General features: G+C 64.2%; 28 protein-coding genes. 15 read left to right on the top strand and 13 right to left on the bottom strand.

Annotation, left to right across the window (positions count from 1 at the left end):
- The first annotated feature begins 80 nt into the window (after positions 1–80).
- The gene (locus AAA969_RS11515) at positions 81–929 is read left to right on the top strand and encodes a flagellin (protein ID WP_338246205.1); all 849 of its coding nucleotides are present in this window, start codon (positions 81–83) and stop codon (positions 927–929) included.
- 71 nt (positions 930–1000) lie between these two features.
- The gene (locus AAA969_RS11510; protein WP_338246204.1) at positions 1001–1948 is read left to right on the top strand and encodes an NAD(P)/FAD-dependent oxidoreductase; all 948 of its coding nucleotides are present in this window, start codon (positions 1001–1003) and stop codon (positions 1946–1948) included.
- Here AAA969_RS11510 and AAA969_RS11505 read toward each other — a convergent pair.
- Both AAA969_RS11505 and AAA969_RS11500 read right to left on the bottom strand, forming a co-directional pair.
- Positions 1936–2835: a histone deacetylase family protein gene (locus AAA969_RS11505; RefSeq protein WP_338246203.1), complete on the bottom strand. Its 900-nt coding sequence runs from the start codon at positions 2833–2835 to the stop codon at positions 1936–1938. The genes AAA969_RS11510 and AAA969_RS11505 overlap by 13 nt on opposite strands.
- A gap of 54 nt (positions 2836–2889) precedes the next feature.
- Positions 2890–3186, bottom strand: a complete 297-nt coding sequence (locus tag AAA969_RS11500; protein WP_338246202.1) for a metal-sensitive transcriptional regulator — start codon at positions 3184–3186, stop codon at positions 2890–2892.
- Positions 3187–3227: 41 nt separating this feature from the next.
- Between AAA969_RS11500 and AAA969_RS11495 the strand changes: the two genes are divergently transcribed.
- The 3 genes from AAA969_RS11495 to AAA969_RS11485 are packed head-to-tail and all read left to right on the top strand — an operon-like array spanning position 3228 to position 6294.
- A complete protein-coding gene (locus AAA969_RS11495; RefSeq protein ID WP_338246201.1) occupies positions 3228–4589 on the top strand; it encodes a TolC family protein in 1362 nt (453 codons plus the stop codon).
- Positions 4589–5923, top strand: coding sequence for a multicopper oxidase family protein (locus AAA969_RS11490; RefSeq protein WP_338246200.1), 1335 nt, complete (start codon positions 4589–4591; stop codon positions 5921–5923). The genes AAA969_RS11495 and AAA969_RS11490 overlap by 1 nt, the downstream gene beginning before the upstream one ends.
- A 29-nt stretch (positions 5924–5952) precedes the next feature.
- Complete coding sequence (locus AAA969_RS11485) at positions 5953–6294, top strand: copper-binding protein (RefSeq protein WP_338246199.1); 342 nt, start codon at positions 5953–5955, stop codon at positions 6292–6294.
- A 9-nt stretch (positions 6295–6303) separates the two neighbouring features.
- Here AAA969_RS11485 and cobS read toward each other — a convergent pair whose 3' ends face one another.
- From cobS to AAA969_RS11470, 3 genes are all read right to left on the bottom strand, one after another.
- On the bottom strand, positions 6304–7287 hold the full coding sequence (cobS, locus tag AAA969_RS11480; protein ID WP_425325002.1) for a cobaltochelatase subunit CobS: 984 nt from the start codon (positions 7285–7287) through the stop codon (positions 6304–6306).
- Between the two features lie 127 nt (positions 7288–7414).
- Positions 7415–7834, bottom strand: a complete 420-nt coding sequence (locus AAA969_RS11475) for a hypothetical protein (protein ID WP_338246197.1) — start codon at positions 7832–7834, stop codon at positions 7415–7417.
- Positions 7835–7907: 73 nt separating this feature from the next.
- A complete protein-coding gene (locus AAA969_RS11470) occupies positions 7908–8522 on the bottom strand; it encodes a J domain-containing protein (protein ID WP_338246196.1) in 615 nt (204 codons plus the stop codon).
- 65 nt (positions 8523–8587) lie between these two features.
- Between AAA969_RS11470 and AAA969_RS11465 the strand changes: the two genes are divergently transcribed.
- Positions 8588–8857: a BolA family protein gene (locus AAA969_RS11465; protein WP_338246195.1), complete on the top strand. Its 270-nt coding sequence runs from the start codon at positions 8588–8590 to the stop codon at positions 8855–8857.
- Positions 8858–8932: 75 nt separating this feature from the next.
- The gene (locus tag AAA969_RS11460; protein WP_338246194.1) at positions 8933–9709 is read left to right on the top strand and encodes a DUF3313 family protein; all 777 of its coding nucleotides are present in this window, start codon (positions 8933–8935) and stop codon (positions 9707–9709) included.
- Here the strand turns inward: AAA969_RS11460 and AAA969_RS11455 are convergent.
- The 3 genes from AAA969_RS11455 to AAA969_RS11445 are packed head-to-tail and all read right to left on the bottom strand — an operon-like array spanning position 9706 to position 12631.
- Positions 9706–10995, bottom strand: a complete 1290-nt coding sequence (locus tag AAA969_RS11455; protein ID WP_338246193.1) for an HlyC/CorC family transporter — start codon at positions 10993–10995, stop codon at positions 9706–9708. The genes AAA969_RS11460 and AAA969_RS11455 overlap by 4 nt on opposite strands.
- A complete protein-coding gene (gene aroB, locus AAA969_RS11450) occupies positions 10992–12095 on the bottom strand; it encodes a 3-dehydroquinate synthase (RefSeq protein WP_338246192.1) in 1104 nt (367 codons plus the stop codon). Before aroB ends, AAA969_RS11455 begins: the two co-directional genes overlap by 4 nt.
- On the bottom strand, positions 12092–12631 hold the full coding sequence (locus AAA969_RS11445; RefSeq protein ID WP_338246191.1) for a shikimate kinase: 540 nt from the start codon (positions 12629–12631) through the stop codon (positions 12092–12094). Before AAA969_RS11445 ends, aroB begins: the two co-directional genes overlap by 4 nt.
- A 106-nt stretch (positions 12632–12737) precedes the next feature.
- Between AAA969_RS11445 and AAA969_RS11440 the strand changes: the two genes are divergently transcribed.
- The 4 genes from AAA969_RS11440 to AAA969_RS11425 all read left to right on the top strand — a co-directional run bounded on the left by AAA969_RS11440 (position 12738) and on the right by AAA969_RS11425 (position 16579).
- Positions 12738–12878: a hypothetical protein gene (locus AAA969_RS11440; RefSeq protein ID WP_190273920.1), complete on the top strand. Its 141-nt coding sequence runs from the start codon at positions 12738–12740 to the stop codon at positions 12876–12878.
- Positions 12847–14487: a hypothetical protein gene (locus AAA969_RS11435; protein ID WP_338246190.1), complete on the top strand. Its 1641-nt coding sequence runs from the start codon at positions 12847–12849 to the stop codon at positions 14485–14487. Before AAA969_RS11440 ends, AAA969_RS11435 begins: the two co-directional genes overlap by 32 nt.
- Positions 14484–15455 carry a site-specific tyrosine recombinase XerD gene (locus tag AAA969_RS11430; RefSeq protein ID WP_338246189.1) on the top strand — a complete coding sequence of 324 codons (972 nt, stop codon included), beginning with the start codon at positions 14484–14486 and terminating at the stop codon, positions 15453–15455. The genes AAA969_RS11435 and AAA969_RS11430 overlap by 4 nt, the downstream gene beginning before the upstream one ends.
- Positions 15456–15547: 92 nt before the next feature.
- Entirely contained in the window at positions 15548–16579 is a 1032-nt protein-coding gene (locus tag AAA969_RS11425) for an acetyl-CoA carboxylase carboxyltransferase subunit alpha (RefSeq protein ID WP_338246188.1), read from the top strand.
- A gap of 4 nt (positions 16580–16583) precedes the next feature.
- Here the strand turns inward: AAA969_RS11425 and AAA969_RS11420 are convergent, their stop codons facing one another.
- Both AAA969_RS11420 and AAA969_RS11415 read right to left on the bottom strand, forming a co-directional pair.
- Complete coding sequence (locus tag AAA969_RS11420) at positions 16584–17834, bottom strand: CsgG/HfaB family protein (protein WP_338246187.1); 1251 nt, start codon at positions 17832–17834, stop codon at positions 16584–16586.
- 1 nt (position 17835) lies between these two features.
- The gene (locus tag AAA969_RS11415; protein ID WP_295695411.1) at positions 17836–18261 is read right to left on the bottom strand and encodes a hypothetical protein; all 426 of its coding nucleotides are present in this window, start codon (positions 18259–18261) and stop codon (positions 17836–17838) included.
- A 586-nt stretch (positions 18262–18847) separates the two neighbouring features.
- Here AAA969_RS11415 and AAA969_RS11410 point away from each other — a divergent pair.
- Positions 18848–19786 carry a hypothetical protein gene (locus AAA969_RS11410; protein WP_338246186.1) on the top strand — a complete coding sequence of 313 codons (939 nt, stop codon included), beginning with the start codon at positions 18848–18850 and terminating at the stop codon, positions 19784–19786.
- Between the two features lie 374 nt (positions 19787–20160).
- On the opposite strand, the gene AAA969_RS11405 is transcribed toward AAA969_RS11410, so the two are convergent.
- Complete coding sequence (locus tag AAA969_RS11405; RefSeq protein ID WP_338246185.1) at positions 20161–20622, bottom strand: GNAT family N-acetyltransferase; 462 nt, start codon at positions 20620–20622, stop codon at positions 20161–20163.
- Positions 20623–20649: 27 nt separating this feature from the next.
- The gene (secA, locus tag AAA969_RS11400) at positions 20650–23517 is read right to left on the bottom strand and encodes a preprotein translocase subunit SecA (RefSeq protein WP_338247244.1); all 2868 of its coding nucleotides are present in this window, start codon (positions 23515–23517) and stop codon (positions 20650–20652) included.
- A 314-nt stretch (positions 23518–23831) separates the two neighbouring features.
- Here secA and AAA969_RS11395 point away from each other — a divergent pair, with 314 nt between their 5' ends.
- Genes AAA969_RS11395 through AAA969_RS11385 form a run of 3 tightly spaced genes read left to right on the top strand, consistent with a single transcriptional unit; the run spans position 23832 to position 25289 of the window.
- Positions 23832–24659, top strand: coding sequence for a peptidylprolyl isomerase (locus AAA969_RS11395; RefSeq protein ID WP_338246184.1), 828 nt, complete (start codon positions 23832–23834; stop codon positions 24657–24659).
- A gap of 50 nt (positions 24660–24709) precedes the next feature.
- Positions 24710–25126 (top strand): 8-oxo-dGTP diphosphatase MutT, encoded by a 417-nt coding sequence (gene mutT / locus AAA969_RS11390; RefSeq protein WP_338246183.1) that lies wholly within the window; start codon positions 24710–24712, stop codon positions 25124–25126.
- Between the two features lies 1 nt (position 25127).
- A complete protein-coding gene (locus AAA969_RS11385; protein WP_338246182.1) occupies positions 25128–25289 on the top strand; it encodes a Flp family type IVb pilin in 162 nt (53 codons plus the stop codon).
- Between the two features lie 123 nt (positions 25290–25412).
- On the opposite strand, the gene AAA969_RS11380 is transcribed toward AAA969_RS11385, so the two are convergent.
- The gene (locus tag AAA969_RS11380) at positions 25413–26330 is read right to left on the bottom strand and encodes a methyltransferase domain-containing protein (protein ID WP_338246181.1); all 918 of its coding nucleotides are present in this window, start codon (positions 26328–26330) and stop codon (positions 25413–25415) included.
- Positions 26331–26348: the final 18 nt, after the last annotated feature.

The following is a 26348-nucleotide window of genomic DNA, read 5'->3' as shown; positions in this document are numbered from 1 at the left end:
CCGGGGTGAAAAACTGGACAGTGGACCTGTATCGGCAAAAATGCCGGACGGGCGACTAGTTGGTGGCGAGTGTCGGCAGGATGACCTTTTCGGTCCATTCCATGGCCGCCGTGAACTCTGCGCTGCAGCACATGAGCATGCTGCAAAGGGAAAGTGCCGCTGTGCACACCCGGATCGCGACGGGGCTCAAGGTAGGCAGTGCCAGCGATAATGGCACGGTGTGGGCGATGGCCCACGGCATGCGTGCGGACAATGAGTCGCGTGGCAGCGCGCTGACCTCGATGGATCTGGGAATTGGCGTTGTCGAGACAGCCCTGGCGGCGTCTGAAGGGATATCCGACCTGATGGTCGAGATGCACGGAAAGCTCGTTGCTGCGACGGACACGACCCTCGACGAGCAGAGCTGGCGCAGCCTGATGACCGACTTCATCGAGCTTGGGAACCAGGCCCAGCGCCTCGCCGAGAATGCCAGCTTCAATGATCTCAACCTGCTGGAAAGTGGCGGCGAGGACCTGTCCGTCCTGATCGGCTCCACACCCGGTCAGACCCTCACCATTGCCGCCGAGGACCTGACCGATGGCGGCGGAATTTTCGACGCCGGCCTGGCCGCCAACCTGCCGCAGAGCGACAACGCGATTGTGACGACCCAGCCGACCAGTGCCGATGTCACGGCGTTCGAAAGCTCGATGAGTGATGTGACCGCTTCGGTTTCGCGTCTTGGCGTGGGGCTGAAGTCTTTGGAGATCCAGAAGACACTTCTGGTCAAGCAGATCGATGTGACCGAGGCCGGGATCGGCAATCTTGTCGATGCGGACCTTGGCCGTGACAGCGCCCGCCTCCAGGCCTTGCGGGTCCGTGAGGAACTGGGCGTGCAGGCTTTGGAAATCGCCAACCGCGCGCCCCGTGTCATCCTCAACTTCTTCCAGTAAACGCACGCCCTCGCTGGCGATAGCCGGAACGCGCCCTAAATGCTGGGGCAGCAAAAGGGTCCGAGGATATCATGACGACCATTATCATCGGAGCGGGTATGGCCGGCCTGGCCTGTGCGCGGCGTCTCGCCGATGCGGGCGAGGCTGTGATCGTGCTCGACAAGGGCCGCGGCCTCGGCGGCCGCCTGGCGACCCGGCGCGGCGATGCCGGTGTGTTCGATCACGGCGCCCAGTATGTCACCGCCCGTGCCCCCGCGTTTCAGACTTTCCTCGACCAGGCCCGGACAAGCGGCGCGGCCGGCCTGTGGCCGCGACGCGATGATGACGAGGCGTGGTGGGTCGGTGAGCCTGGCATGAGCGGTCTGGTCGCCCCGCTGGCCGAGGGTCTGGATATCCGTCGCTCGCATCGGGTGTCGGCCCTGCGCAAGTTTGAAGCCGGCTGGTTGATTGATGTCGATCAGCCGACCAGCGGGCAAATCTCGGCCGACCGGGTTGTGCTGGCCATTCCGGCACCCCAGGCCCGGACGCTTCTGGCTGGCCATGCCGATTTCGCGGCGCCGCTCGACGCCGTCGTCTATGCGCCGTGCTGGACCCTGATGCTGACCGTGTCCGAGACGCTCGGTGTCGCGCCGGACGTGCATCGGAGCTCTGACGGCCCCTGCGCCTGGCTGGCCCGCAATACCAGCAAGCCGGGCCGCCCGAGTGGTCAGGAAGCCTGGGTCATGCAGGCCGGGCCGCGCTGGAGCGAGATTCACCTGGAAGAGGACGCCGCAGCCGTCACCGAGCGCTTGTGCGATGCCTTCCGCGACTGGGCCGGCGTCCCGGTGACCATTCTTCATGCCGCCGTGCATCGCTGGCGCTATGCCCGGGTGATGGAAGCCTTGGGTGAGCCTTTCCTGTGGGACAAGGATCAAGACCTCGGTCTGGCCGGCGACTGGTGTCTTGGGCCCCGCGTCGAGGCCGCCTTCCTGTCCGGTCACCGCCTCGCCGGATCAATGCTCGGCCATCAGACGCCGTAGACCTCCTGGGCGACGGCATAGGTGTTGGCATAGGCGACCACCGAAGCCTCGATCGGATCGGCATAGCCGCCACCAATTCCCATCGAGACGGGAATGCCCTGTCGCCGACAGGCGTCCAGCACCATCCGGTCGCGGTCCATCAGACCGGCGTGGCTGAGTGAAAGCCGTCCCAGCTTGTCTTCGGCCAGGGGGTCAACGCCCGCCTGGTAAAGCACAAAGTCCGGGCGGAAGCCGAGGACAGCCGGCAAGTGGGTGTCGAGCGTGGCGAGGTAAGCCGCGTCCTGCGTGTCGTCCGGCAGGTTCACATCGAGATCGCTGACCTGCTTGCGGAAGGGGAAATTCTTCTCGCCATGCATCGAGAAGACAAACACATCGGGATGGTCGCCGAGAATGGCGGCATTGCCGTCGCCCTGGTGAACATCAAGGTCGATGATGGCGATCCGGCTGGCCAGCCCGGTCTCGAGCAGGTGCAGGGCCGTCACCGCGAAATCATTATAGATGCAATAGCCCGAACCAAAATCGCGGTGGGCGTGATGAGTGCCCCCGGCCAGCTGTCCGGCAATCCCGTCCTGCAGCGCCGCCTCGGCCGCTGCGATGGCACCGCCGACCGTGGCCCGGGTCCGTGTGACCAGGCCTTCAGACCAGGGAAAGCCGATGCGGCGGATCGCCGCGCGGTCCAGCTGTCCGGTCTCGAAAGCCTCGACATAGGCCGCATCATGAGCACGCAGGATGGCGTCGGTCGTCGCCAGCGGCGAGACGCTCAGCTCATCCTCGCGGACGATGCCTGTGGCCACCAGTCGATCGCGCAAGGCCGTGTACTTGCCACCGGGAAAACGGTGACCGTCCGGCAGCGGGAGCGAGAACGTATCGGAGTAGAAGACCTGCATCCGCCGCAAACTAGGCCGATAACGGGTAAAGTCACCTCCGTCGGGAGCCGGACGCTAGAGGCGGTAGTGCTTGGCCAGCAGGGCGATCAGCTCGTTCAGCTTGGCTTTCTGATCCGCGGCATCGCCGCTCTCGATGGCGTGGCTGACACAATGGCTGGCATGGTTCTTGAGGATTTCCCCTTCAACCGCGGCCAGCGCTGACTTGACCGCTGACAATTGCGTGAGGACGTCGATGCAGTAGCGATCTTCCTCGATCATGCGGGCAATGCCGCGCACCTGACCCTCAACGCGCTTCAGACGAGCGAGGCTGGCGGTGCGGGCAGGGATCAGGGCGGTGTGGGTCTCTGTCATGCGGATTGTATACCCCCGGGGGGTATGTTAGGGCAAGCCACATGAAACAAGCTGCTGTCCGTATCCTCACCCCGGTTTTCTGCGCGGCCGTGCTGGCCGGCTGCGCCAGCATTGACCCGTCCCGCGAGCGCGCGCTGGTGCTCGACGAAGTCTCCGAACGGACGGGTTATGCGGCCGAAACGGTGACGCCTCCGGCCGGCCAACCGCTCGCTGAAGACGAAGCTGTCGCGATGGCCATCGCCAATAATCGGCGTCTGATGGCGCAGCTTTCCGAAGCCGGCCTGGCGCGCGCCGATTGGGTCACGGCCTCCCGTCCCACCAATCCGGTCATTGGTGTCACCAGCTTCCCCGGAAACGGGACTGGCCGCATCTGGGACGTTGATCTGCGTGCCTCGCTGCTGGGCATTGCCGCGACGCCGTGGCGGGCCGAAGCCGCGCACAACCGGTACGAGGCCCGGCGGTCTGCAACCGTCCTCGCGGTCATCGACTTCATCGCCGAGACGCGGCGCGCCTGGGTCGATGCTGTCGCCGCGCGTCAGCGCCTGGATCTGCAGCAGCGGATCCGCGATGCCGCCGCGGCCAGCCTGGTCGTGGCCGAGGAGATGCGCTCTGCCGGCAATTCGCCGCTGATGGATCTGGAACGCGAGCGGGTGTTTGCCGAGCAGGCCGAGCTGGATTTTCTGGCCGCCGAGCATACCGCCCTGCAGGCCCGGCTGATGCTGTCGCGTCAACTCGGTGTCGAGATCACGGCCGATAGCCTGCCAGACCGGCTCGAGGGACTTGATCCGGCTGGTTTTGACATCCCGGATGCGGATGCCATGACGGCCAGCCTGCCACTGGCAGCGGCCCGTGCCCGTGTAGAAGCCACAGCAGGTGAAGCGGGTCTGGAGAATTGGGCCACCCTGCTGGAGCATGTCGAGCTGGGCGGTGTCTGGGAGCGGGATGACCGGGAATGGTCGCGTGGCTGGACGCTGGAGTTCGCCTTGCCCGTCTTCGACCTCGGTGAGGCCCGGCGCACTGCGGGGCGCCTGCGGGCCGAACAGGCGATCGATCACCATGCCGGTCTGGTGCACGAGATCCGGACCTCGATTCAGGCCGCCGAAGCCAGTGCCGATCTGGCCCAAGCCCGGCTCGCCCGCATCGAGCGCGAGGCCTTGCCGACCAGCGAGCGCCTGATGGATGCGACAATGCGTCAATACAATGCGATGCAGGTGAGCGTTTTCGATCTGATGGCTGCCGTCCAGATGCGGACCCGGACCGGGCAATCCTATGTCGATGCACTGACCGATCTGCACCGGGCCCGCATTGCCCTGCAGCAAATTCGTGCCGGAGGCTCACCGCATGGCGTGGGTCTCTCGGCGGCTGGCGGAGCGGCTCCGATGATGGCCGAGGGAGGTCACTGATGGCGATTTCAAGACGCGATGCCCTGCTCGTCGGTGGTGTCGGTGTTGCTGCGGCCGGTCTGGGGACCGGCGCCGCATCGGCCCAGCCGGTGCGGGCGGCGGCTCATACCGCTTCGGTCCCGCATGATAGGGATTACGCGCCGGGTCGCGCCGGACGCGACTATACACCTGTCGTGACGCCGGACGGGGCGACGCTGCCCTTCCGCGTGGTCGACGGGGTCAAGATTTTTCATCTCGTCCCGGAAGAGGTCGAGCATGAATTTGCCCCGGGCCTGTCGGCGCGAACCTGGGGCTATAATGGTCGCACCCATGGCCCCACCATCGAGGCGGTCGAGGGTGACAAGGTCCGCATCTACGTCACCAACCGCCTGCCAGCGCCGACCACGGTGCACTGGCACGGTGTCATCCTGCCCTCCGGCATGGATGGTGTCGGCGGGCTCTCGCAGCGCTCGATCGCGCCGGGTGAAACCTTCGTCTACGAGTGGACCTTCCGCCAGCACGGCACATTCATGTACCACTCGCATCATGACGAGATGACCCAGATGGCACTGGGGATGATGGGCATGATCGTGGTCCATCCGCGCCAACCCGCCGGCCCGCGTCCGGACCGTGACTATGCGATCATGCTCTCGGAATGGGCCTTGCACCCCGGTGCCGAGCGGCCCGATCCGAACGCCATGTCGGGCTTCAACGTTCTGACCATGAATGCGCGCTGCTATCCCGGGACCTCGCCCCTGATCGCCCAGCGTGGCGAGCGGGTCCGGCTGCGCTTCGGCAATCTTTCGGCCATGGACCATCACCCGATCCACCTGCACGGCTATGCCTTCACCATCACCGAGACCGATGGCGGTGCAATTCCGGCCAGTGCGCGTCATCCCGATACCACGGTGCTGGTCCCGACCGGCTCGACCCGGACGGTGGAATTCATTGCCGACAATCCGGGTGACTGGGCCATGCACTGCCACATGACCCACCACGTCATGAACCAGATGGGCCATGTGCCCAACCTGACCGGCGTCAACGCCCGCCGGATCGATCGCGCCGTTGGCAGCCTGCTCCCGACCTATATGACGATGGGCCAGGATGGCATGGGCGAGATGGGTCAGCATATCGAGATGGGTCACATGCCGATCCCGGACAATTCCCTGCCCATGGTCGGCGCCCGCGGTCCGCGCGACTACATCACCATGGGCGGCATGTTCACGATCCTGAAGGTGCGTGACCGTCTGACCGGTGACGGCGATCCCGGCTGGTATGACAATCCCGAAGGCGAGGCCCGTGCGGCCCGCGCCGATGAACTGGCCCGCGACGGGATTGACCCGAATGCGGTCTGACACCCACTTCACCCGAAAGGACTGACGCCATGATCACCCTTCTGACCACCAGCTTTCTGCTCGCCACCGGCGCCGTCGATCACCATGATCATCATGGCGGCGACCATCATGGAGCCATGGCCAGCGAGATGGCTGCGCAATCGGTCACCTTCGGGGATGTCCGCACAGTCGACGTCGAGGCCCGCACCGCCATCATCCGTCATGGCGCCATGCCGGAGGTCGGCATGGGCGCGATGGTCATGCCGTTCATGATCGATGAGGCGGTGGATATCTCACTGTTCGAACCCGGCGCGGCCCTCACCATCACCGTCACCAGCGACGAAGAGGGCCTGCACGTGATTGCCGCCGAACCGGAAGCCGACGCCGGCTGACCGGCAGGGTCAGGCCGCGCTCTTCACCTTGGCTTCCGGCAGGTCCACGCCGAACACGCGCTGATACATTTCGGCGATGACCGGGCGTTCCAGCTCGTCGCACTTGTTCAGGAAGGTCAGGCGGAAGGCCATGCCGAGATCGCCGAAGATTTCCTGGTTCTCGGCCCAGGTCAGCACGGTGCGCGGGCTCATCACGGTGGAGATGTCACCATTGATGAAGGCTTCGCGGGTCAGATCGGCCATCTTGACCATGTCGGAGACCTGCTTGCGGCCGTCTTCGGAGGCGGCCAGCTTCTTCATCTTGGCCAGGACGATGGCGTTCTCGGTCTCGCGCGGCAGATAGTTCAGCGTGGCCACGATCGACCAGCGGTCCATCTGGCCCTGGTTGATCTGCTGGGTGCCGTGATAGAGGCCGGTGGTGTCGCCGAGGCCGATCGTGTTGGTGGTGGCGAACAGGCGGAAATACGGGTGCGGACGGATCACCTTGGTCTGGTCCAGCAGGGTCAGCGAGCCCGAGGCTTCCAGCACGCGCTGGATCACGAACATCACGTCCGGACGACCGGCGTCATATTCATCGAACAGGAGCGCGATCGGGCGTTGCAGGGCCCAGGGCAGGATGCCTTCCTGGAATTCGGTGATCTGCTTGCCGTCCTTCAGCACGATGGCGTCCTTGCCGACCATGTCGATACGGCTGACATGGCTGTCCAGATTGACCCGGACCATCGGCCAGTTGAGGCGCGCGGCGACCTGCTCGATATGCGTGGACTTGCCGGTGCCGTGATAGCCCTGGACCATCACCCGGCGATTATAGGCAAAGCCGGCCAGGATGGAGCGCGTCGTGGCCGGATCGAACACATAGTCCGGATCCATGATCGGCGTGTGCTCGTCAGGGGTGGAGAACATGGCGACATCAAAGCCGGGGTCGAAGCCGAACAGCTTCTGGCAATCGGCTACGGCATCAGGGGCGGAAAGGGGAAAACTGTCGCTCATCAAACCCGTCTTTTTGGCTGGGCGCGCTGTCGGTAATCTGCGGTCATTGCTGCGGCGCGCAATCGGTCTGTCAACGGAGGTATCGCAGGCAAGGCCCCGCTTCAAGTCAATGGCCGTGACGGAGTGCGGTTCAGACCCGTCGATGCCCGCGCAAAGCGAAGTAGGCGAGGGTGATGATCGCCATTTCGAGGAGGATGACGATCAGCCCGAACTGGCCGTTGTAATACTGGCCGTCGGTGATGCGCAGCCAGGTGCCGATATGCGCGAGGCTGGCAAGCGCCATGGCATAGACGCCGGCGCGCCGTTGTCTGGCAATCAGCACAAGTCCGGCAAGCCAGGCGAGGGTCATCAGGACGAGGCCGGCGAGGTCCAGGCCATCGGAGCGCTGGATGGCAGTGCCGACATCAAGATTGCCGATCCGCGGATGCCAGGCACCGCTGAGACTGCCCACAAACATCGCGCACCAGAGAAACATGTAGAGCATGGGCAGGGCGGCCAATGCGACCGCCGCTATCTGCGGAGCGCGCCACTGAAGTGAGTTTGAGGCCATCTGTGCTTCCCGTTCGTCTCGCGACCGTACAAAGAGCCGTATCGGAAAACAAACACGGCTTTCTGTCATGGCCTCAAGCCATCCCCGCGCTTTTCAGAATCTGGTAGGACGCGATCACCCGACCCAGTTGTTCTTCGCTGGAACGATCACCACCATTCGCGTCCGGGTGGAATTGCTTGACCAGTTCGGCATAGCGCTTGCGGACCGTCGCCGGGTCCACATCAGGATCGAGCGACATGGTTTCGAGGGCCTTGGTCTGCAGCCGGCCCATGGATTTTTCGCGCGGGGCTTCCTTGTGCGGGTCCTTGCGGTCACCGAACATGCCATAGGGATCGTTGAACCCGTCGGCAAAATCCCGGCTGGCCTTCGTCGCCCGGGCTGAGGCGGAATGGGTATTGCGCCAGTTCCAGGTCGGCCGGTGACCATAGGCCGCGCTCTCGCGGAAGGACTGCGCCGCCTGTTCGCCCATGCCTTCGAAGAAATTCCAAGACTTGTTGTATTCCGACGCGTGGCTTTGACAGAACCAGTAGAAATCATTCAGCCGGTCATTCGACTTCGGCGCCCGGCTATCGCCGTGCTTGCGGCAGCCAGGCCACTCGCAGACACGCTCCTCCGGCGCCGGCTTGTCCTTGGGCGGCTTGATGCGGATGTCTTTGAACCGCGGCTTATATGGGTAGGCTTCGGACATGATCCCCGATTATGGTCACGCGTCTGTAAAGCGGCAATGAAGCGAATGAACAAAGAGGTGCAAATATGGGTGCTGTCGCCGACCGTATCGAGGAGAAACTGCAAAAAGCCTTCGCGCCCAGCGCTTTGACGGTGACTGATGACAGTCATTTGCATGCCGGACACGCTGGGGCCCGCCCCGGCGGCGAAAGCCATTTCACAGCAGACATCACCGCCAGCCAGTTTGACGGCCTGACCCGCCTTGCCCGCCACCGGCTGGTCAACGACGTGCTGGCAGAGGAGCTTGCCGGACCGGTCCATGCGCTGGTGATCCGGGCGCGGGGTCTCAACGAATAAGCATCAGGTCCTTCTTGTCCCCAGCCGGGGCGAGCCCCGGGCTGTAACGTTCACCTGGCGAGAGAGGGATGACCCATGTTTCGGCGACTGACCCAGACCGGACTACCGGCATTGGCGGCCCTTCTGGCGTCCGCGTGCAGCACCAGTTTCGATACGCCAACCACGCTCTCCTCAACCGGGCAATTGGCAGCCGGAGACCGGCGCCTGCTTTCTGTCGAGGAGTATGCCGACGGAGAGGCTCTGGCCGGGATGGATACGCTCTTCCTGCCGCCTGTCCGGATCGCACCGGGCGCTGATATCGATGACGCCATTCCGCCGGCGAGGCTGGTCGATGTCCGCGTGCAGCTGTCCCAGGACCTCTGCCAGCGTCTGGCGCGGGCCGGCTTCTCGGTCCTGCCGACCGGAATCCCGACCGAAGCGGAGACCGATCCCGATGGTGAGGTCAGCGCTGCCATTACCGGGATCCGCCGCAATAATGTCGCCACCACTGGGGTGTCCCGCCTGATCGGGGTTGCCGTGCCCGGACCGCTCAATCCGCGCGTCCCGCTGGGTATCGGTGCTCTGGGTGTGGAGGCTGAAATCCTTGATGGCACCGGCCGCCAGGTTGCCGCCATCCGCTGGGCCTCACAGAACCACCTGGCGTCGGGCGGCGGGGTCACGACCATCCTCGATGGTCCGGACGCATTCTCCAACCTCGCCGATGTGATGGACCTGTCCAGCGTCTTCGCCGATGCCGTCGGCGACCTGGTCACCGAGGCCCGTGATGGCCGTGAGCCGGTGCGGGCGTCCACCCCGCAAGGCACCTGCAACGGTTATGAGGCGCTGATTGAGGCCGAGGCCGCGACCGGCTAACCGCCGTTCGTCACCACGTCATCGGGACTGACCGAGACACGCAGCCTGGTGATCTGGTTGCGGCGACGTTCGACGACCTCGAAACGGGCCCCGTGAAAGCCGAAGACCTGGCCGCGTTCCGGGATGGTCTGGGCTTCGTGGATGACCAGCCCGGCAATGGTGACCGCTTCCTCGTCCGGTAATTCCCAGTCGAGGGCGCGGTTGAGGTCGCGGATCGGCAGCGTGCCATCGACCAGCCAGACGCCCTCGGTGTCAGGCTGGATGCCTTCGACGGTCACGTCATGCTCGTCCTCGATCGCGCCGACAATCTCCTCGAGAATATCTTCCAGCGTGACCAGGCCCATCAGGGCGCCATACTCGTCGACGACCAGCGCGAAGTGCTCCCGCTTCTCGCGGAAGGCGTTGAGCTGGTCGAGCACTTCGGTGGTTTCCGGTACGAACCAGGCCTCCCGACGCAGGGCGCTGATATCAATCACCGAGGCATTGCCGTCGGCCTCGTGCAGGGCGCGGGCAATGTCACGGACATGCAGGATGCCGATGATGTTCTCCGCATCGCCCTTGTAGATCGGCAGGCGGGTGTGCGGGGAGTGCAGGGCTTCGGTGACGATTTCCTCGGACGGCTTGTCGGCGTCCAGCATCAGGATGGATTTGCGGTGGACCATGATGTCGTCGACCGTCAGGTCGCGCAGGTCCAGAACGCCTCCGAGCATGTCGCGGTCATCCTTGACCACGCCGCCTTCCTCGTGGTGCAGCGCAATCGCACCGCGCAGTTCGTCATGCGAGGACAGGACCGGGCCTTCGACCCGCGCGCCAAACAGGCGCAATACATTGCGGACCACGAACTGCACCGTGCCGACAACCGGTGAAAAAACCCGAACGACGAACAGGATCGGGCGTGACACCACAAGCGCAAAGCGCTCCGGGTTGGACAGGGCATAGGTTTTCGGCAGGACCTCGGCAAAGACGAGAACAAGAATGGTCATGACCAGGGTCGCCCACAGGACGCTATTGCCGCCGAGCAGGCTTTCGAACAACTGGCCGGCGATCATCGAGGCGGCGATATTGACGAGATTGTTGCCGAGCAAGATCGCCCCCAGCAGGCTTTCGCCGTCCGAGATCAACACGTTGACGCGGGCCGCTGCGGGGTTCTTGTCGCGCTCCATCTGCAGCATGCGGGCCCGCGAGGTCGCGGTCAGCGAGGTCTCCGATCCGGAGAAAAAGGCAGACAGGCAGAGCAGGCCGAGAATGGTCAGGGCCGGTCCGATAAGGGTCCAGTCGAGGCTCATGAGAGCTGGGTCTCCATAAAAGTGAGAAGGTCGGCCTCATCGACCGCCGGGTCAATGAAAGCCTGACCAATGCCGCGGGCGAGAATGAGGGTAATGCGGCCATCCTTGTTCTTCTTGTCGTCCCGCATGCGGGCGACAAGCCGGGCGGGCTTCCAGGTGGCGTAGTTCAGTTCGCGGATACGGGCCGGCAGGCCGACAGCGCGCAAATGGGCGGTGACCCGAGCTGCGTCGTCGCTGCTGCAATCGCCGCGATGTGCGGAGTAGGCGAAGGCGAGCGCCATGCCGACGGCGACGGCTTCACCGTGACGGATGGCATCCTTGGGTACTTCCGCCTCGAGGGCATGGCCGAAGGTGTGACCCAGATTGAGCAGGGCCCGCACGCCGCCTTCTCGCTCGTCTTCGGCGACGATCCGGGCCTTGAAGGCGATGGCTGCGGCCACGGCGCCATCAAGGCGGTTGCCGTCAAGCACCCCGGCACCGGCCGCTTCGAGGTCATCGAACATCGGGGCGTCGCCAATCAGGGCCGCCTTCACGATCTCGGCATAGCCGGACCGTAGCTCGCGCTCGGGCAGGGTGGTCAGCAGGTCGCGATCGGCAATGACCAGGCGGGGTTGATGGAAAACACCGGCGAAATTCTTGCCGTGCCGGGTATTGATGCCGGTCTTGCCCCCCACGGAACTATCGACCTGGGCCAGCAATGTGGTGGGGATCTGGATGAAGTCGAGCCCGCGCTTTGTCACGGCAGCGGCAAAACCCGTCAGGTCCCCGATGACACCGCCGCCAAGGGCGATGACGGCTTCCGAGCGTTCTACCTGGTGGTCCAGCAAGGCGTTGACCACAGCCTCGAGCCCGGCCCAGCTCTTGGTCGCTTCGCCGGCATCGACGCGTATGGGGTCGACCCGCAGGCCGAGCTCGGCAAGCTGGCGTGACACGGTCTCGAGATGCAGGCCGGCGACATTGCGATCGGTGACCAGCAGGGCGCGTCCACGCGGAAAATGACGGGTGAGCTCCGGTCCGGCGGCTGCGAGCGCTCCCGGGCCCACCAGCACGTCATAGGCGCGGTCGCCGAGGCCGACGGGAACCCTCAGAATGTCACTCAAGTCTTGGCCTCCCGGTCATCCAGCGCCCGCAGGATCGCGTCCAGCGTGATGTGGTGGGAACCGCCGGACGCGTCAACATGGATATCGGCTTCTGCATACGCGGCCTGACGCTTGGCGAGCAAGGCCCGCAGCACGGTTTCCGGGTCATCCTTGCGCAAAAGCGGGCGGGTATCGCGGCGGGAGACGCGTTTGACGAGGGTTTCGACATCCGCCTGGAGCCAGATCGACGTGGCCTGCGCCTTGATCCGGGCCCGGGTTTCCTCATCGACAAAAGCGCCGCCGCCGAGCGCTAGCACCATCGGCGGCTCCTCGAGCAGACGGGCAATCACCTTGCGCTCGCCATCGCGGAAGGCAGCTTCGCCGAAATCCTCGAAAATGTCCGAGACGCTGCGGCCGGCGGCCTGTTCCACTTCTTCGTCGGCATCGCGGAATTGCAGTTTCAGGGCCTGCGCGAGGCGCCGGCCGACGGTCGTCTTTCCGACCCCCATCAGACCGATGAGGACGAGTGATTTCTGCGGTTTGTGGACGCTCGACATGCGAGCGGTATAAACGGTCTGGAAATCGCCGCAATCAGGGTTAGGCTCGTCGCCGCGTCTGCCTGCAGTGCGATGGTGGGCATTTTAGGGTCAAGGAGTCGGGTTCATGCGTGGTTTTCTGGTGGGTGTGGCGGTTATCGCCGGTCTCGTTGCGATCGGCTTCGGCACGCTGGTCATGATCGCCAACGGCCTGGAACCGACCCGGGAGAATGTGCGTGTCGAGCTGGAAGATGATTTCCCGCGCTAGCCTGCTGGCAGCGCTTCTGGGCGGGGCCGCTACGGCCCAGAATCCGATTGAAGTGGAGCGTCTTGATGCGCTCGATCCCCTGGAGGTCTCGCTGACCGATCGCGGGCTCGGGGACCGTTTGTGGACGGGGACAGGTCGCGACATGGCCGAGGCCGTGCTGGCCAGGCTGCCCGGCTCGGACGAAGACGGCTATGCCAGCGAGGCGCTCGGCGATACCGCTCGCATCATCCTGCTGTCCGGCGGACAGCCTCCGGCGGGCGGTCGTGGTGATGACCGTCTGGCGGAATTGCGGGTCGACCGTCTGCTGGCGGCCGGCGGGGCGCATGATGCCTTTGACCTGCTGGAGCGGACCCCCAATGTGAATCGGAACCCGGCGCTGGCGCGCTGGCATGCCGAGCTCGGCTTTGCGGTCGGTGCGGCGGACCGTGCGTGCCAGACCACGAATGCGCTGATCGACAATCGCGAGGCGCCGGACTGGTTGCGTCGCCGCGCTTTCTGTCTCGCCCTGGACGGGCAGGGCGCTGCTGCCGAATTGACCGCCGAGCTGGCGCGTGCGGCATCCGCCGACGAGGATTTCGATGCCCGCCTCTTCTCGATCACGCTGGGCAGTGTGGCGGAGGGTGTGGCGCCGCCGGACAGCGGTCTCGACTTTGCCATGGCCCGCTATCTTGTTGACCCGGAGGCCGACACGCCGGCGATTTCCACGACGGCGCCGGCCTGGCTGCGTGCGCTTGGCGTCACGCCGGTGTTCGAGCCGGTCCCGATCAACGATCCGGCAGCCGCTTTCGAGGCGGCCCTGGCCCTGTCGGGCGCGGAGCGGCATCAGGCGCTCGAGGATCTGCTCGGCCAGGGGCGTGACCGCGAGATTGCGGCGCGCGCTTTCGGCCAGCTTCTCGCCGACACGCCCGACACGGCACGCTTCATCCATGTCGCCCGTCATCACGGTGGCGAGATCGAGACCCTGCCGCTGACCGAGGCCTTGCTCGAACACGGATACGAGATTGCACTTGCGGCGGTCATCATCGGGGATTTGCGCGATGCCGCCCGCTGGCGTGATGCGCTGATGGACGGTCCGCCGCGCCGTCCGAGTGCAGCAGAGCTGGCCGGCCAGCCGGTGCTCGAGATGGCGGATGGCACGCTGGTCTATGCCGATGGAACGCCGGTGGATGGCGCGGTCTCCGAATGGGTGCCGCCGAACCCGCGCCGCATGGTGGCGCTCGACCTCGCCTTGCACATTGCCCGTGATGCGCTGGGCGCCGGTAATTTCGATGCCGTGCTGGCTGCCTGGCTTGAAAGCCAGGGCTCTGGCGCCCTGCCGGAGCAGCTGGCGCTGGGGGCGCTGGGGGCCCGATTGCCGGGTGATATCCGTCTCGCCGTTCTGGGACGGTCCGAAACCGCGGGCAGTCCCGAAGCGGCCGCCATGGAGATGGCGGTTCGTGCCGGGGCCCGGGCGGAGACGGCGCTGCTTGCGGTATCCGTGCTCAACCGGCCTGAAACCGCGACCGACCCGGTGGCCTTCAGCCGTGCCATCGCGGCGCTGGATGCCGCCGGCCTGCGTCGGCATGCGCTGGCCCTGGTGCTGGAGCGGGTGATCGCGAGGGCGCGGTGAGTCTAACCTCTCGGGGCGGACGCAATGGCGATGGCGCCCTGATCGCGCTCTTTCTCGACATGATGGCTGCCGAACGCGGGGCCGCCGCCAACACACTCGATGCCTATCGCCGCGATCTTGACGATGTCGCCGGTCGTCTGGCGGCCCGCGGCCAGGGGCTGGATGCGGCCACCACACCGGACCTCGAAGCCGTGCTGGCCGGGTTTGCGGCCGACGGTTTGGCGGCCTCGACGGCTGCGCGCCGCCTGTCCGCGATCAAGCGCTTTTACCGCTTCCTGCTGTCGGACGGGGTCCGCGACGACAATCCCGCCACGCCTCTGCGGGCGCCGAAGCAGGGCCGTTCGCTGCCCAAGATTCTCTCCGAGGCCGATGTCGATGCGCTGTTTGACGCGGCGACCACACTGCCGGGTCCGGCCGGTCTGCGCACCCGCGCCTTGATGGAGCTGCTCTATGCCGGCGGGCTTCGCGTGACCGAGCTTGTGTCCCTGCCGCTGGGGGCTTTCGTGCAGGCCGAACGCTGTATCCAGATCACCGGCAAGGGCGGGCGTGAGCGACTGGTGCCCCTGACCGAGGCTGCCCTGGAGGCGGTGTCGGCCTACAAGGCCGTGCGTGAGGCTCACCTGCCAGCCGACAAGACGCGGGGCGGCAAGGCCGCGCGTTTCCTCTTTCCCTCCCGCACCGCCAAGACCGGTCATCTCACCCGCGAGCGCTTTGCCCAGATACTCGGTGAGCTGACTGTCGCGGCAGGTCTCGATCCGGCGAAGGTCTCGCCGCACGTGCTGCGCCATGCCTTTGCCACACACCTGCTGGCCCGGGGCGCTGATCTGCGCAGTGTCCAGATGCTGCTGGGTCATGCCGATGTCTCGACCACGCAGATTTATACGCATGTGCTTGACGAGAGGCTGAAATCCCTCGTCCAGTCGGCACACCCGCTCGCCCGTCGCGATGGTGACGACCCTTCCGGTTGACCGATGCGCACGCGCGGCTTTTGAGGCTTGTGACACCGGGGCGGGGTGGTTAGGTTGCCCTCCGCTTTTGTGATCACAGGCGTTGGCAGGGCATGTCCGACCCCACTCGTACCTATCTCGATTTCGAACGGCCGCTGGCCGAGCTTGAAGCCAAGATCGAAGAGCTCGAATCCCTTGCGGGTGAAGACTCTCCGGACACGGCTGAAGAGACGGCGCGCTTGCGTCAGAAGGCGAGCGAACAGCTTGCCGCGCTCTATTCCAAGCTCGACCCCTGGCGCAAGACGCTGGTGGCTCGTCACCCCGAGCGCCCTCATTTCCGTGATTACCGCAAGGCGCTGATCGAGGATTTCGAGGAATTGTGCGGCGATCGCCGCTTCTCCGAGGATGCCGCCATCGTCGGTGGCCTGGGCCGCTTCCGCGGTCGCTCCGTGGTCGTGATCGGCCATGAGAAGGGCCACGATACCGAAACCCGCATCAAGCACAATTTCGGCATGGCGCGCCCGGAAGGCTATCGCAAGGCGATCCGCCTGATGGATTTGGCCGAAAAGTTCAACCTGCCGGTTCTTACCTTCGTGGATACCGCCGGTGCCTATCCCGGGCTTGGCGCGGAAGAGCGCGGCCAGTCCGAGGCCATCGCGCGCTCCACCGAACGCTGCCTGACGCTCGGCACGCCGCTGATCTCCACCATTACCGGTGAAGGCGGGTCCGGCGGTGCCGTGGCCCTGGCCAGCGCCAATGTCGTGATGATGCTGGAACATTCGATCTATTCGGTGATCTCGCCGGAAGGCTGCGCCTCCATCCTGTGGAAGGATTCGGCCCGATCCAAGGACGCCGCTGTCGCCATGAAAGTGACCGCGCCGGATCTGCTGGCCATGAAGCGATCCAAGGACGCCGCTGTCGCCATGAAAGTGACCGCGCCGGATCTGCTGGCCATGAAGATCGTCGACCAGGTCATTCCGGAACCGATTGGCGGGGCCCATCGGCATGCCGCGGCCACGATGACCTCGGTCGGCAATGCCATCGAAAAGCACCTCGGGCAGCTCGAGCAGATGGACGCCAAGGCCCTGCGCCAGCAGCGCCGCGAGCGCTTTCTGGCCATTGGCCGGACCCTGCCGGGCGCCTGAGGGATCAGCCCCGCATGACCGGTTGCCCGTCGAACGGGGCGACGGCGCAGGTACCACCGCGCTGACGGATCGCCTCGCAAGTTGCCACGGCCTCGCTTTCGGTCTGCCAGCTCCCGGCCAGAAGGTGGAATTCGGCACCGCCATGACCTTGTTCGACCCGCAGGACGCGTCCGGCGCGTCCGGCCAACAGGTCGGCATAGATCGCGCGCAGCTCGCGCCACTCACGATTGACGTTCCAGACCGTCAGCTCTGAGGCGATATGCAGGCCATAACCATTCGTCGGCGGCAAGCGGGATGGCGGTATCGGGTTCCTCGGGATCTCGCTCCGGGCGTTACTTGCCAGAGCCTGAGGCTGTTCGGGTAGCGCTTCCTGCACCAGAGTCGCCGTCGGAGCAGGCCGGATCTGCGCCGTTTGTTGACGGGCCAAGGCTGGTTGGCCATCGATGCAGGAACCGGATTCAAGGTCGTAGAGCATCGCCATGAACTCGAAGACCGCGCGGTCGATCATGCTCCGGACGGCGGTCTGAACAGGTTCCAGCGCGCGTTCGCCCCCGCCAATATCCAGGACCGTCCCGTCCAGGAAGGCATAGACACCAGCTTCGACTTCCTGTCCACGGATCTGCTTGCGCAGGGAGCGGACCGCGAGGACCTCGGTGGAGCGAACGTCAATCAGGCGCAGGTCAATTCCGACATCGACGATGTACTCGCTGCCGCCAAAAGCCAGCGCGCCGCCGGTCTGGCTGGTGGTATTGGCAAAGGCGTTGGTTCCGCTCGAGCGAATATTTGGATTGAACTCGGTAATTCCGCCAACCAGGTAGAGGTCTGCGCCCTCCATCTGTCCGCGCTGGACCGTGCGAAGAACATTGGGCGCATCCCGGACCAGGCCGCTCTGGGCATAATCGAGCTCGACCTGCACGACGCCCATGTCGAAGCGCTCCACCAGACGCATGCCGGCCTCTGATGCGGCGGTTATTGCCATCAGTGTGGCGCCCTGGGTCAGGCGGCGACCGGAGAGGTAGTCCTCCGCACCTGTCAAGTCGGAGATATGTCCGACGGCCAGCCTTGGCGCGGCATAGTTCTGCGACCGGGCATGGTCGGCCAAGCAGTGCAGGGCTTCAGTATAGACGCTCCGGGACTGGACGACCGGGCTCCCCGTCAGAGGCGCGACATACGCGACCGGGGCGTCCGGATCCTGCGTCGTCGAGCAGGCAGGCAGCAATAGGGCTGCGATGAGCGGCAGGGCAAAGCGACGCATTCTATCGGCCTCTCGTCTGGGGCGTGCCGTTCACATTGACGGTCTGCGAGCTGTTGTTGGTCTGGTTGATGATGATGGTGCTGGCCACGGTCCCGGAAATCGAGACGCTATTGCCGATGCTGACGGCTGTCGTGCCCGCCCGGCTCAGCGTTCCGCCCATTGGAAGCGTGGAGCCGCTTCGACTGGCGAGGCCTGCGCGGGTGCGGGCCGGGTTGTTGCTGGCGCCGGATCCCATCAACTGGCCGTTGATAATGATCCGGTTACCGTTCTCGTCTCGCCCTGCGGGCTGATATGGCTGTGCACTTTGCGAGAATGTGGTGCCGTATGGCTGGGTTTGCGGCGCGCCAAAGCTGTTTGTTTGCGCGAAGGCCGGGCCGACCAGAGCCAGGCTGGTAGCGGCTCCTATTATATAATGTGCGATGTTCATGGTCCGCTCCCGGATATCTGTTGTTCGGGATGTGAACTGCAACGGTGAGGCCAGATGCCGATCGATGCCGGGCCATTTATCTCCAATTTTAATAAAATCAGGATTTTAACAGGGAGAGGAGATTCCGTTAACATTTACAACAAGTAAAAATACTCCTATTGCGGGATTTATGCCGACAAAATTAAACAATGAAATTCCCCTATATCGCTAAAAGAAAAATCTCAAATATCCTATTAATTGAATTCGAGGATCTATTATTTTTCTTTGTTGATTATAGGGTTTCGAGGATGTCCGCTTTTACATTCTGTGCCTATATGAGAAATTGTGTTATAAAATTGAACACTTCATCTGTGCCAGTGTCCCAAATTTGCGGTTAATTTTTTTGTGCAAATTTGAATCAATTAACCCCATCTCGTCGCCATAAGTTTTACCGCGGAAAACCGTATTTGTTTTGAATGCGATATTTGCCGTTAATCCATTATAAATACTAATGAAATCTCCGGTTTTGGAGTGGTTCGTCGGTTGCGAGGTCGACCGTGCAGGCGGGACGACCGTGCTGCAGCTTTAGTCCTAGGAAGGAAACGACATGAGCAAGAAGACACTCGTTGCCGGCGGCTGTACCGTTTTGGTTTTTGCCGCATTTGCGGCGTCCGCATCGGCCCAAGATCAAACGGTCCGCAACGTTCAGACGAACTGGGCGCAATCCCGTGCCCAATTGAACTCGGAGATTGATGGCATCAACGGCGAGGTTTCGCTGACCGCTGCCGCGATCAACAACTCGTTTTCCGCGGATATTGCGGGCAATGTCCAGATCCAGAATTATCAGACCACCTACCGTGATTCATCAGCCGAGCTGAACTCTGACATCAATGCGGTGGTGGGCGATGTCTCCGCGACCGCGGCGGCGATCGGAAACTCTGCCAGTGCAACGGTTGGCGATAGTGACTACGCGTCGCTCGTCAATAACCAGCGCGCAACCGGTGTTTTCCGGGCCGACCTGAATATCGGGGTTGACGATGTTGTCGGCAATGTCAGCGGTACCGCCGCGGCCATCGGCAACTCGCTGTCGGTTGAGGCGGCTGGCGAGGGCTTGAACCTCAGCAACAACCAGTTCTTCCGCGGAGACGCGATCTCCACGCTGAACGGCCATGTCGAGGACGTCCAGGGCGAGGTCGCGCTGACCTCGGCGGCCATCGCGAACTCGGCATCCTATGACGTCCAGGCGACCGATTGGGCCAATATCACCAACTATCAGACCACCAATGTTGACCCGCGTGCCTACTCGAATGTCGGTGTTTCTGATGTCACCGGGAATGTGAGCAGCACAACAGCAGCCATCTCGAACTCGTTGAGCGTCTCGACACTGCCGCAGACAGCAGACATTCGTCTCAACTCGACCCAGCTCAACAACGCCTATACCGGCGCGGTCGCCAATGCGACGATCTCCGATGTCGCCGGTGACGTCTCCGCCACGGCTGCCGCGATCGGCAACTCGGTGTCGGTCAGCTCCATCACCGACTTCTAGGCGCCGACCGGGAGGGGCGCCCCCCCGCTCCCTCAAGCGTTGACGCCTGGTGCGGCCGGTTCTCTTTCGGAGAGCCGGCCGTTTTACGCGCGCTCTTGATTGAGGGCGCGCCCCATCAATTCGGGTCCGGGCGTAAATGACAGGTTTCGTGCCTCCATCCTGCGGAAGGAACCGCCACGGTCCAGGGACGCGCTGTCGCGATGACCTCGGCCGCCAATGCGATCGAAAGGCCGCTCGGCAATCAGGGCTCGCGAATACGGCGTCGTTCCGGCATTCTTGTGACTGTTCATCCGGGCGTTCCTTTGCTCTGGTCGTGTCGCAACAACCAGTCTCAAGGCTTCAGCCCGGTTGACCAACCTTATGAAAACTCACATCTAGAGCTCGACTTCCAGCCAGGGCAGCTCCCGCCCCTTGAAGACCGCGCTTGGCCGCATGGCAACGCGCTTGGCGCCCATATGGATATAGGCCGCCTCGGCATAGGGGTCGGAGAGGATGGTCATCACCGTTTCGCCGCGTGCCTTCAGCTTGGCCTTGGCGTCCTCGAAGAGGTCGCGACCGACGCCCTTGCCGATCGCGCCGGGCGTGATGAAGAGCAGGTCGAGCGTGCCGTGATGGCCGCCGGGATCGATCTGGCAGACGCCGAGCGGCGTGCCGTCGGCAAGTTCGGCCAAGGTGGTCAGCCCTGCCTCTATGGCGTCCCGTGTCACCTTGAGGTAGGGCGCGACCTCGGCCATGAAGACCTCGTCATAACCCCAATGCGCCTTCGATTTCAGGCACAGTTCTGACAGGGCATCCTCTTCACCGAGGCGAGCGGGGCGCAGCTGGACGTCACTCATTGGCGTGCGCTCATCAGGCGGCCGTAATCATGCGCCGGGGGCGGTGTCGATGGCACCATGGCATTGCTTGTACTTCTTGCCGGATCCGCACGGGCAGGCGGCATTGCGGGCGACGCGGCCCCAGGTCTCCGGACGGCTCGGATCGGCCGGTGTCGACACGCGGCGCTGGGTCGGAGAAACGCGCGGTGCGACCGGACCTGCGCCCGGGTCGCCCATTTCGTTGCGACCGGTGCGCGGATCGATATGGGTTGCGGTCAGGCCTTCCGGCTCCTTGGGCGGTGCCGGAGCCCGTTCGAAGCGGATCAGCATCAGCTGCTTGGTCACTTCGCCGCGCAGATTGTCCATCATCCGTTCGAACAGGTTGAAGGCCTCGGTCTTGAACTCGTTCAGCGGATTGCGCTGGGCGTAGGAGCGCAGACCGATCATCGAGCGCATGGCGTCGAGGTTCTGCAGATGCTCGCGCCAGTTGATGTCGATGGCCTGGAGCAGGATCGATTTTTCGATCCGGCGCATCAGGTCCGGTCCGGCATTGGTCGCTTTCTCGGCATAGGCGCGGTCTGCGGCTTCGGAGACCCGCTCGAGGATTTCCTCGTCGGCAATGCCTTCTTCCTCGGCCCAGGCTTCGACCGGAAGGTCGAGGCCGAACGTGTCGTGGAGCGCCTGCTTCAGCCCGGCGATATCCCACTGGTCGGCATAGGCCTTCGGCGGGATGTGTTCGGAGACCAGGTCCTCGGCGGTGGACTGGCGCATGTCCTTGATGACGTCGGCGACATCGTCGGACAGCATGAAGTCGATGCGCTGCTCGAAGACCGCCTTGCGCTGGTCATTCATCACGTCATCGTATTTCAGGACGTTCTTGCGGATGTCGAAATTGCGTTGCTCGACCTTGCGCTGCGATGTTTCCAGCGCCTTGGACATCCACGGGTGCTGGATCGCTTCGCCTTCCTTCATGCCGAGCGTGCGCATGATGGTGTCGAGGCGTTCCGGCGCGAAGATGCGCAAGAGGTCATCCTGTACGGAGATGAAGAATTTCGAGCGGCCCGGATCGCCCTGGCGACCGGTCCGGCCCCGCAGCTGGTTGTCGATGCGGCGGCTTTCGTGCCGCTCGGTCGCCAGCACATAGAGACCGCCCGCATCCAGCGCCTTGCGCTTCTTCTCGGCGATGTCGGCCTTGATGGCGTCCATCTCGCGATCAATCTCGGTCTGGCTCGGCGTCTTGCCGGCGGCGTCCTGTTCGGCCTTCCAGGCGTCGAGGCGCATGTCGGCATTGCCGCCGAGCTGGATGTCGGTACCGCGGCCGGCCATGTTGGTGGCAATCGTCACCGCGCCCGGCACGCCGGCCTGGGCGACGATGAAGGCTTCCTGCTCGTGATAGCGGGCGTTCAGCACCTGGTGGTCGATCGGGATCAGCTTCAGCATTTCCGGCAGGGTGCGGGCCGACGCGCGGGCCGATTTCTCGAACTCCGCCTTGGCGGCCTCATCCTTGGGATAGAGGTGGCCGAGCATCTTCTTGAAGACGGTCTTGTCGCTCATCAGCCGGTCGATGACTTCCGACTTTTCGATCGAGGCGGTGCCGACCAGAACCGGTTGTCCGCGTTCCTGGCAGTCGACGATTTCGTCGATGATGGCGGCGTATTTCTCTTCGAGGGTCCGATAGACCTCGTCTTCCTCGTCGATCCGGGCAATCGGCTTGTTGGTCGGGATTTCCAGCACGCCGAGCTTGTAGATGTCGAAGAATTCGTCGGCCTCGGTGAGCGCCGTACCTGTCATGCCGGCGAGCTTGTCGTACAGGCGGAAATAGTTCTGGAAGGTGACCGAGGCCAGGGTCTGGTTTTCCGGCTGGATCTCGGTGCCTTCCTTGGCTTCGATCGCCTGGTGCAGACCATCGGAGAGGCGGCGGCCCGGCGTCATGCGGCCGGTGAATTCGTCGATCAGGACAACGGCATTGTCCTTGATGATGTAGTCCTTGTCGCGCACGAAGATCTTGTGCGCCTTCAGGGCCTGGTTGACGTGGTGGACGACGGAAATGTTCTCGACGTCGTAGAGATCGCCTTCCTTCAGGAGCTCGCGCTCTTGGAGCAGGCGCTCGATCTCTTCATTGCCCTCTTCGGTGAGCAGGATGGAGCGGGCCTTCTCGTCGATCTCGTAGCAATCCTCGGCCAGAAGCGGGATCAGCTCGTTGATCGTCTTGTAGAATTCGGTGCGGTCCTCGGTCCGGCCGGAGATGATCAGCGGCGTGCGGGCTTCGTCGATCAGGATGGAGTCGACCTCGTCGACGATGGCGAAGCCGTGGCCGCGCTGCACCATTTCCTCGGTCGAGTACTTCATGTTGTCGCGCAAATAATCGAAGCCGAGCTCGTTATTGGTCGCGTAGGTGATGTCGCAGGCGTAGGCCGCCCGGCGCTCCGGATCGGTCATGCCGTGGGCGATCACCCCGGTGGTCATGCCCAGCTGGGCAAAGACGCGGCCCATCCACTCGCTGTCGCGGGTGGCCAGGTAGTCGTTGACGGTGACCACGTGCACGCCCTTGCCCGGCAGCGCGTTGAGGTAGCAGGGCAAGGTGGCGACGAGGGTCTTGCCCTCACCGGTCTTCATCTCGGCGATCGAGCCTTCATGCAGCACCATGCCGCCCATCAGCTGGACGTCATAGGGGCGCAGGCCGAGGGCGCGCTGGGCCGCCTCGCGGACCGCGGCAAAGGCCTCGGGCATCAGTGAGTCGAGTTTTTCGCCCTTCTCCAGCCGGTCGCGGAACTCCGCCGTTTTGGCCTTCAGCGCGTCGTCGGAGAGCGCTTGGAACTCCGGCTCCATGGCGTTGATTTTTTCAACCACGGGCCGCAAACGGCGGATTTTGCGGTCGTTCTCGGTTCCGAAGATCTTGCGGGCAATGGAGAGCATCTGGGTCAGGCTTTGCGAACTACTGCGCAACTGGCGTCCGGCGCCCAGGTTTCGTTCCGTTCGCCGGGGACGACAGCATTGCTTTGAAACGTCAGGGTGACTTAAGGATGAGGGGTGTAACTGTCAATCAAGGCGCGCGGCAGACCGGCGGCGTGCCCTTTCCAGGCGAGGCGCTACAGGTGTCTGTTTTCAGGGTCTTTTGCATTTTTGTGCTGACTGCAACTTGCGCAGCCTGCGGCCCTGAGCCGCGGCGGACAGCCGAAGATTTCGAGCCCGGGCGTTCCGGCCTGTCCCTGGATGAGGCCGATCCGGTCATGGCTCGGGTCGATGGCACGATGATCCGGCGTTCCGATGTCGAACGTGAGGCCGTCGCCCAGGGCGATGATCCCGCCGGGTCCCCTCCGGAGCCGGGCAGTGAGGAGTTCGACCGGGTGCTGGAGGAGCTGATCGATCAGCGGCTTCTGGCGCTCGAGGCGCGGCGCCGCGGGCTCAACCAGTCCGAGGAAGCCCGCCGCCGGCTGGCGCTGGCCGAAGAGCGGATCCTGGGTAATGTCCTGGTCGAGACGGCACTTGCCGACGCCGTCACCGAGGAGACCATCCAGCGCATCTATGAGGAGCAGATCCGTCTCATCCCGCTGGGCGAGGAGGTGCGGGCCCGTCATATCCTGGTGCAGACCGAGGAAGAAGCGCTCGCGATCAAGGCGCTGCTCGATCAGGGCCGCGACTTCGCCGAACTGGCAGTGGCCATGAGTGAGGACCAGGCGACCCGCCTCGAGGGCGGTGATCTGGGCTATTTCTCGCGCGAAGGCATTCTGCCCGCGTTCGGGGCCGTGGCGTTTGCGACCCCGGAGGGTGGCGTCTCGGAGCCCTTCCGGACGGAGTTCGGCTGGCACTTGCTGACCGTCGTGGATCGTCGTCGTCAGCCGCCGCCCTCGCTGGAGGTCCTGCGCCCGAACATCGCCCGCTTCTATACCTTCGATCAGCTCGAAGCCCTGATCGAGGGGCTGCGGAACCAGGCGGTGATCGAGCGCGCCGACCTGTCGCTCCTGCTTGCGCCTGCGCCCGCAGACGGTGAAGAGGAGACGCAGGAAGCCGCGCCAGGCCCCGTGGAAGACGGTCCGGACCCGGACCAGCCCGGCTAGGCGGCGATTAACCGCGTTTCTGCACACGTCCTTAAGGGAGATGTGGGACCATGACAGCTGGTAGCCCCAAACCGGTGCTCTTCGTTGCCGCGTGCGCCTTGCTGGATGCTGACGGACGCATCCTTATCGCCAAGCGGCCCGAGGGTAAGCCAATGGCGGGCTTGTGGGAGTTTCCGGGCGGAAAGATCGAGCCCGGAGAAACGCCGGAGCAGGCTGTGGTGCGTGAATTGCGCGAAGAGCTGAGTGTCGAGCCGTGTGAACGGTGCCTGCACCCGTTCGCCTTCGTCTCGCACCCCTATGACAGCTTCCACATCGTCATGCCGCTCTTCCTGTGCCGCACCTGGGACGGTTTCCCGCAGCCCAATGAAGGCCAGGAACTGGCCTGGGTCCGCAAGGAAAAGCTGCGCGACTACCAGATGTCCGCCGCCGACATCTCCCTGGCCGCCGAGCTGAGGGATCGTCTCTAGGATGCGCGATCACCTGACCCGATTCTGCCGCAATGAACGCGGCGCGACGGCGATCGAATATGCGCTGATCGCCGTGATCGTCTCGATGGCCGGGGTCGCTGCGCTGGTGATTATCGGGCCAGTCGTCCTGGACATGTATAACGGTGCGGCGGCGCCCTTCTAGCGCAATTTCATTGATTTCAAAGGCAGCGAAGTTGCTCTGATTTCCTGCCTTTCCGCGTTTGCGACCCGCAAGGTCGGCTCCACGCTTTTTGAAAAGTGCTCGAGGACCCGCGTGTGGGTCCGGCTAGCGCCCCGCCTTCTCACCCAGTGACGTCTCGGTGACCCCAAGCGCGTCGGCGAGCCTGTGTGTCGCTGAGCCGGGCCGTTTCGGCCTGGGCTGGTCGGGATGGGGCGCCCAGCCGGCGGCATGGACGATCTCGAAGGTGGCGCGGATGCGTCCGTCGGGATCGGAAAAGCGTTCAGCATATATCTGGCCAGCCCGGGCGAACAGACTCCGCGTGGCCGGCTTTCGCGGTCGGTCGCCCAGCACCGACGTCTCGCCCATGCCGCGCAAATCGGCCATCAGCGCAAAAATGTGGTCGTAGCGAACGGTGATCCGGTCGACATCGGCGACCGGCATGGCAAAGCCGGCCCGCTGTAGCAGGGCGGCCATGTCGAAGGTTCCCGCGAGCGGCGAGATCCGCGCCGCAGCGCCGCCGGTCAGCTCGCTCTCGGCCGCCATCAGGCATTGCCGCAATTCGGTCAGGGTCGAACCACCCGGCAGGGCGCAGGCGAAGAAACCGTCCGGCTTGAGCACGTGATTGATCTGGACGAGGACACCGGGCAGGTCATTGGTCCAGTGCAGGCCCCACGGTGCCAGCACCAGGTCGAGGCTTTCGCTGGCAAAGGGCAGGCTTTCCTCATCCAGAGCAAGCGCAGGGCCGCCGAGCCCGGCCGTGACCGATGCCGACAGGTCGGACTGGCACCACCAACCGACCTTCGCCCTCAACTCGCTTGCCGCCGGGCTCGCGGTCAGGCCCGGTCCGCCGCCGAGGATCGCGGCCCGGTCGAAATCGCGCATGACGCTGGCCACCCGGTCGCCCATGTCATCGAAGGTCCGTTGCGCGAGGAAGTTGTAGTCTGGCAGACTGCCAGCAGCGCGGTCCCGGCGGCGTCCGAGCAGCGAGCGGTCGAAGAGGGTGGGCGGGGCCGTATGGGTCATCCAGCGGATATGCCCCCA

The sequence above is a fragment of the Maricaulis maris genome, assembly GCF_036322705.1.
Classification (GTDB): Bacteria; Pseudomonadota; Alphaproteobacteria; order Caulobacterales; family Maricaulaceae; genus Maricaulis; species Maricaulis maris_B.
This window is presented reverse-complemented; position numbering and strand designations above follow the sequence as displayed.

Bases quoted from the DNA above. Each gene is read 5' to 3' on its own strand.
- AAA969_RS11515 (WP_338246205.1), top strand. From the start codon at position 81: ATGACCTTTTCGGTCCATTCCATGGCCGCCGTGAACTCTGCGCTGCAG.
- AAA969_RS11510 (WP_338246204.1), top strand. From the start codon at position 1,001: ATGACGACCATTATCATCGGAGCGGGTATGGCCGGCCTGGCCTGTGCG.
- AAA969_RS11505 (WP_338246203.1), bottom strand. From the start codon at position 2,835: ATGCAGGTCTTCTACTCCGATACGTTCTCGCTCCCGCTGCCGGACGGT.
- AAA969_RS11500 (WP_338246202.1), bottom strand. From the start codon at position 3,186: ATGACAGAGACCCACACCGCCCTGATCCCTGCCCGCACCGCCAGCCTC.
- AAA969_RS11495 (WP_338246201.1), top strand. From the start codon at position 3,228: ATGAAACAAGCTGCTGTCCGTATCCTCACCCCGGTTTTCTGCGCGGCC.
- AAA969_RS11490 (WP_338246200.1), top strand. From the start codon at position 4,589: ATGGCGATTTCAAGACGCGATGCCCTGCTCGTCGGTGGTGTCGGTGTT.
- AAA969_RS11485 (WP_338246199.1), top strand. From the start codon at position 5,953: ATGATCACCCTTCTGACCACCAGCTTTCTGCTCGCCACCGGCGCCGTC.
- AAA969_RS11475 (WP_338246197.1), bottom strand. From the start codon at position 7,834: ATGGCCTCAAACTCACTTCAGTGGCGCGCTCCGCAGATAGCGGCGGTC.
- AAA969_RS11470 (WP_338246196.1), bottom strand. From the start codon at position 8,522: ATGTCCGAAGCCTACCCATATAAGCCGCGGTTCAAAGACATCCGCATC.
- AAA969_RS11465 (WP_338246195.1), top strand. From the start codon at position 8,588: ATGGGTGCTGTCGCCGACCGTATCGAGGAGAAACTGCAAAAAGCCTTC.
- AAA969_RS11460 (WP_338246194.1), top strand. From the start codon at position 8,933: ATGTTTCGGCGACTGACCCAGACCGGACTACCGGCATTGGCGGCCCTT.
- AAA969_RS11455 (WP_338246193.1), bottom strand. From the start codon at position 10,995: ATGAGCCTCGACTGGACCCTTATCGGACCGGCCCTGACCATTCTCGGC.
- AAA969_RS11445 (WP_338246191.1), bottom strand. From the start codon at position 12,631: ATGTCGAGCGTCCACAAACCGCAGAAATCACTCGTCCTCATCGGTCTG.
- AAA969_RS11440 (WP_190273920.1), top strand. From the start codon at position 12,738: ATGCGTGGTTTTCTGGTGGGTGTGGCGGTTATCGCCGGTCTCGTTGCG.
- AAA969_RS11425 (WP_338246188.1), top strand. From the start codon at position 15,548: ATGTCCGACCCCACTCGTACCTATCTCGATTTCGAACGGCCGCTGGCC.
- AAA969_RS11420 (WP_338246187.1), bottom strand. From the start codon at position 17,834: ATGCGTCGCTTTGCCCTGCCGCTCATCGCAGCCCTATTGCTGCCTGCC.
- AAA969_RS11415 (WP_295695411.1), bottom strand. From the start codon at position 18,261: ATGAACATCGCACATTATATAATAGGAGCCGCTACCAGCCTGGCTCTG.
- AAA969_RS11410 (WP_338246186.1), top strand. From the start codon at position 18,848: ATGAGCAAGAAGACACTCGTTGCCGGCGGCTGTACCGTTTTGGTTTTT.
- AAA969_RS11405 (WP_338246185.1), bottom strand. From the start codon at position 20,622: ATGAGTGACGTCCAGCTGCGCCCCGCTCGCCTCGGTGAAGAGGATGCC.
- secA (WP_338247244.1), bottom strand. From the start codon at position 23,517: ATGCTCTCCATTGCCCGCAAGATCTTCGGAACCGAGAACGACCGCAAA.
- AAA969_RS11395 (WP_338246184.1), top strand. From the start codon at position 23,832: ATGGCTCGGGTCGATGGCACGATGATCCGGCGTTCCGATGTCGAACGT.
- mutT (WP_338246183.1), top strand. From the start codon at position 24,710: ATGACAGCTGGTAGCCCCAAACCGGTGCTCTTCGTTGCCGCGTGCGCC.
- AAA969_RS11385 (WP_338246182.1), top strand. From the start codon at position 25,128: ATGCGCGATCACCTGACCCGATTCTGCCGCAATGAACGCGGCGCGACG.
- AAA969_RS11380 (WP_338246181.1), bottom strand. From the start codon at position 26,330: ATGACCCATACGGCCCCGCCCACCCTCTTCGACCGCTCGCTGCTCGGA.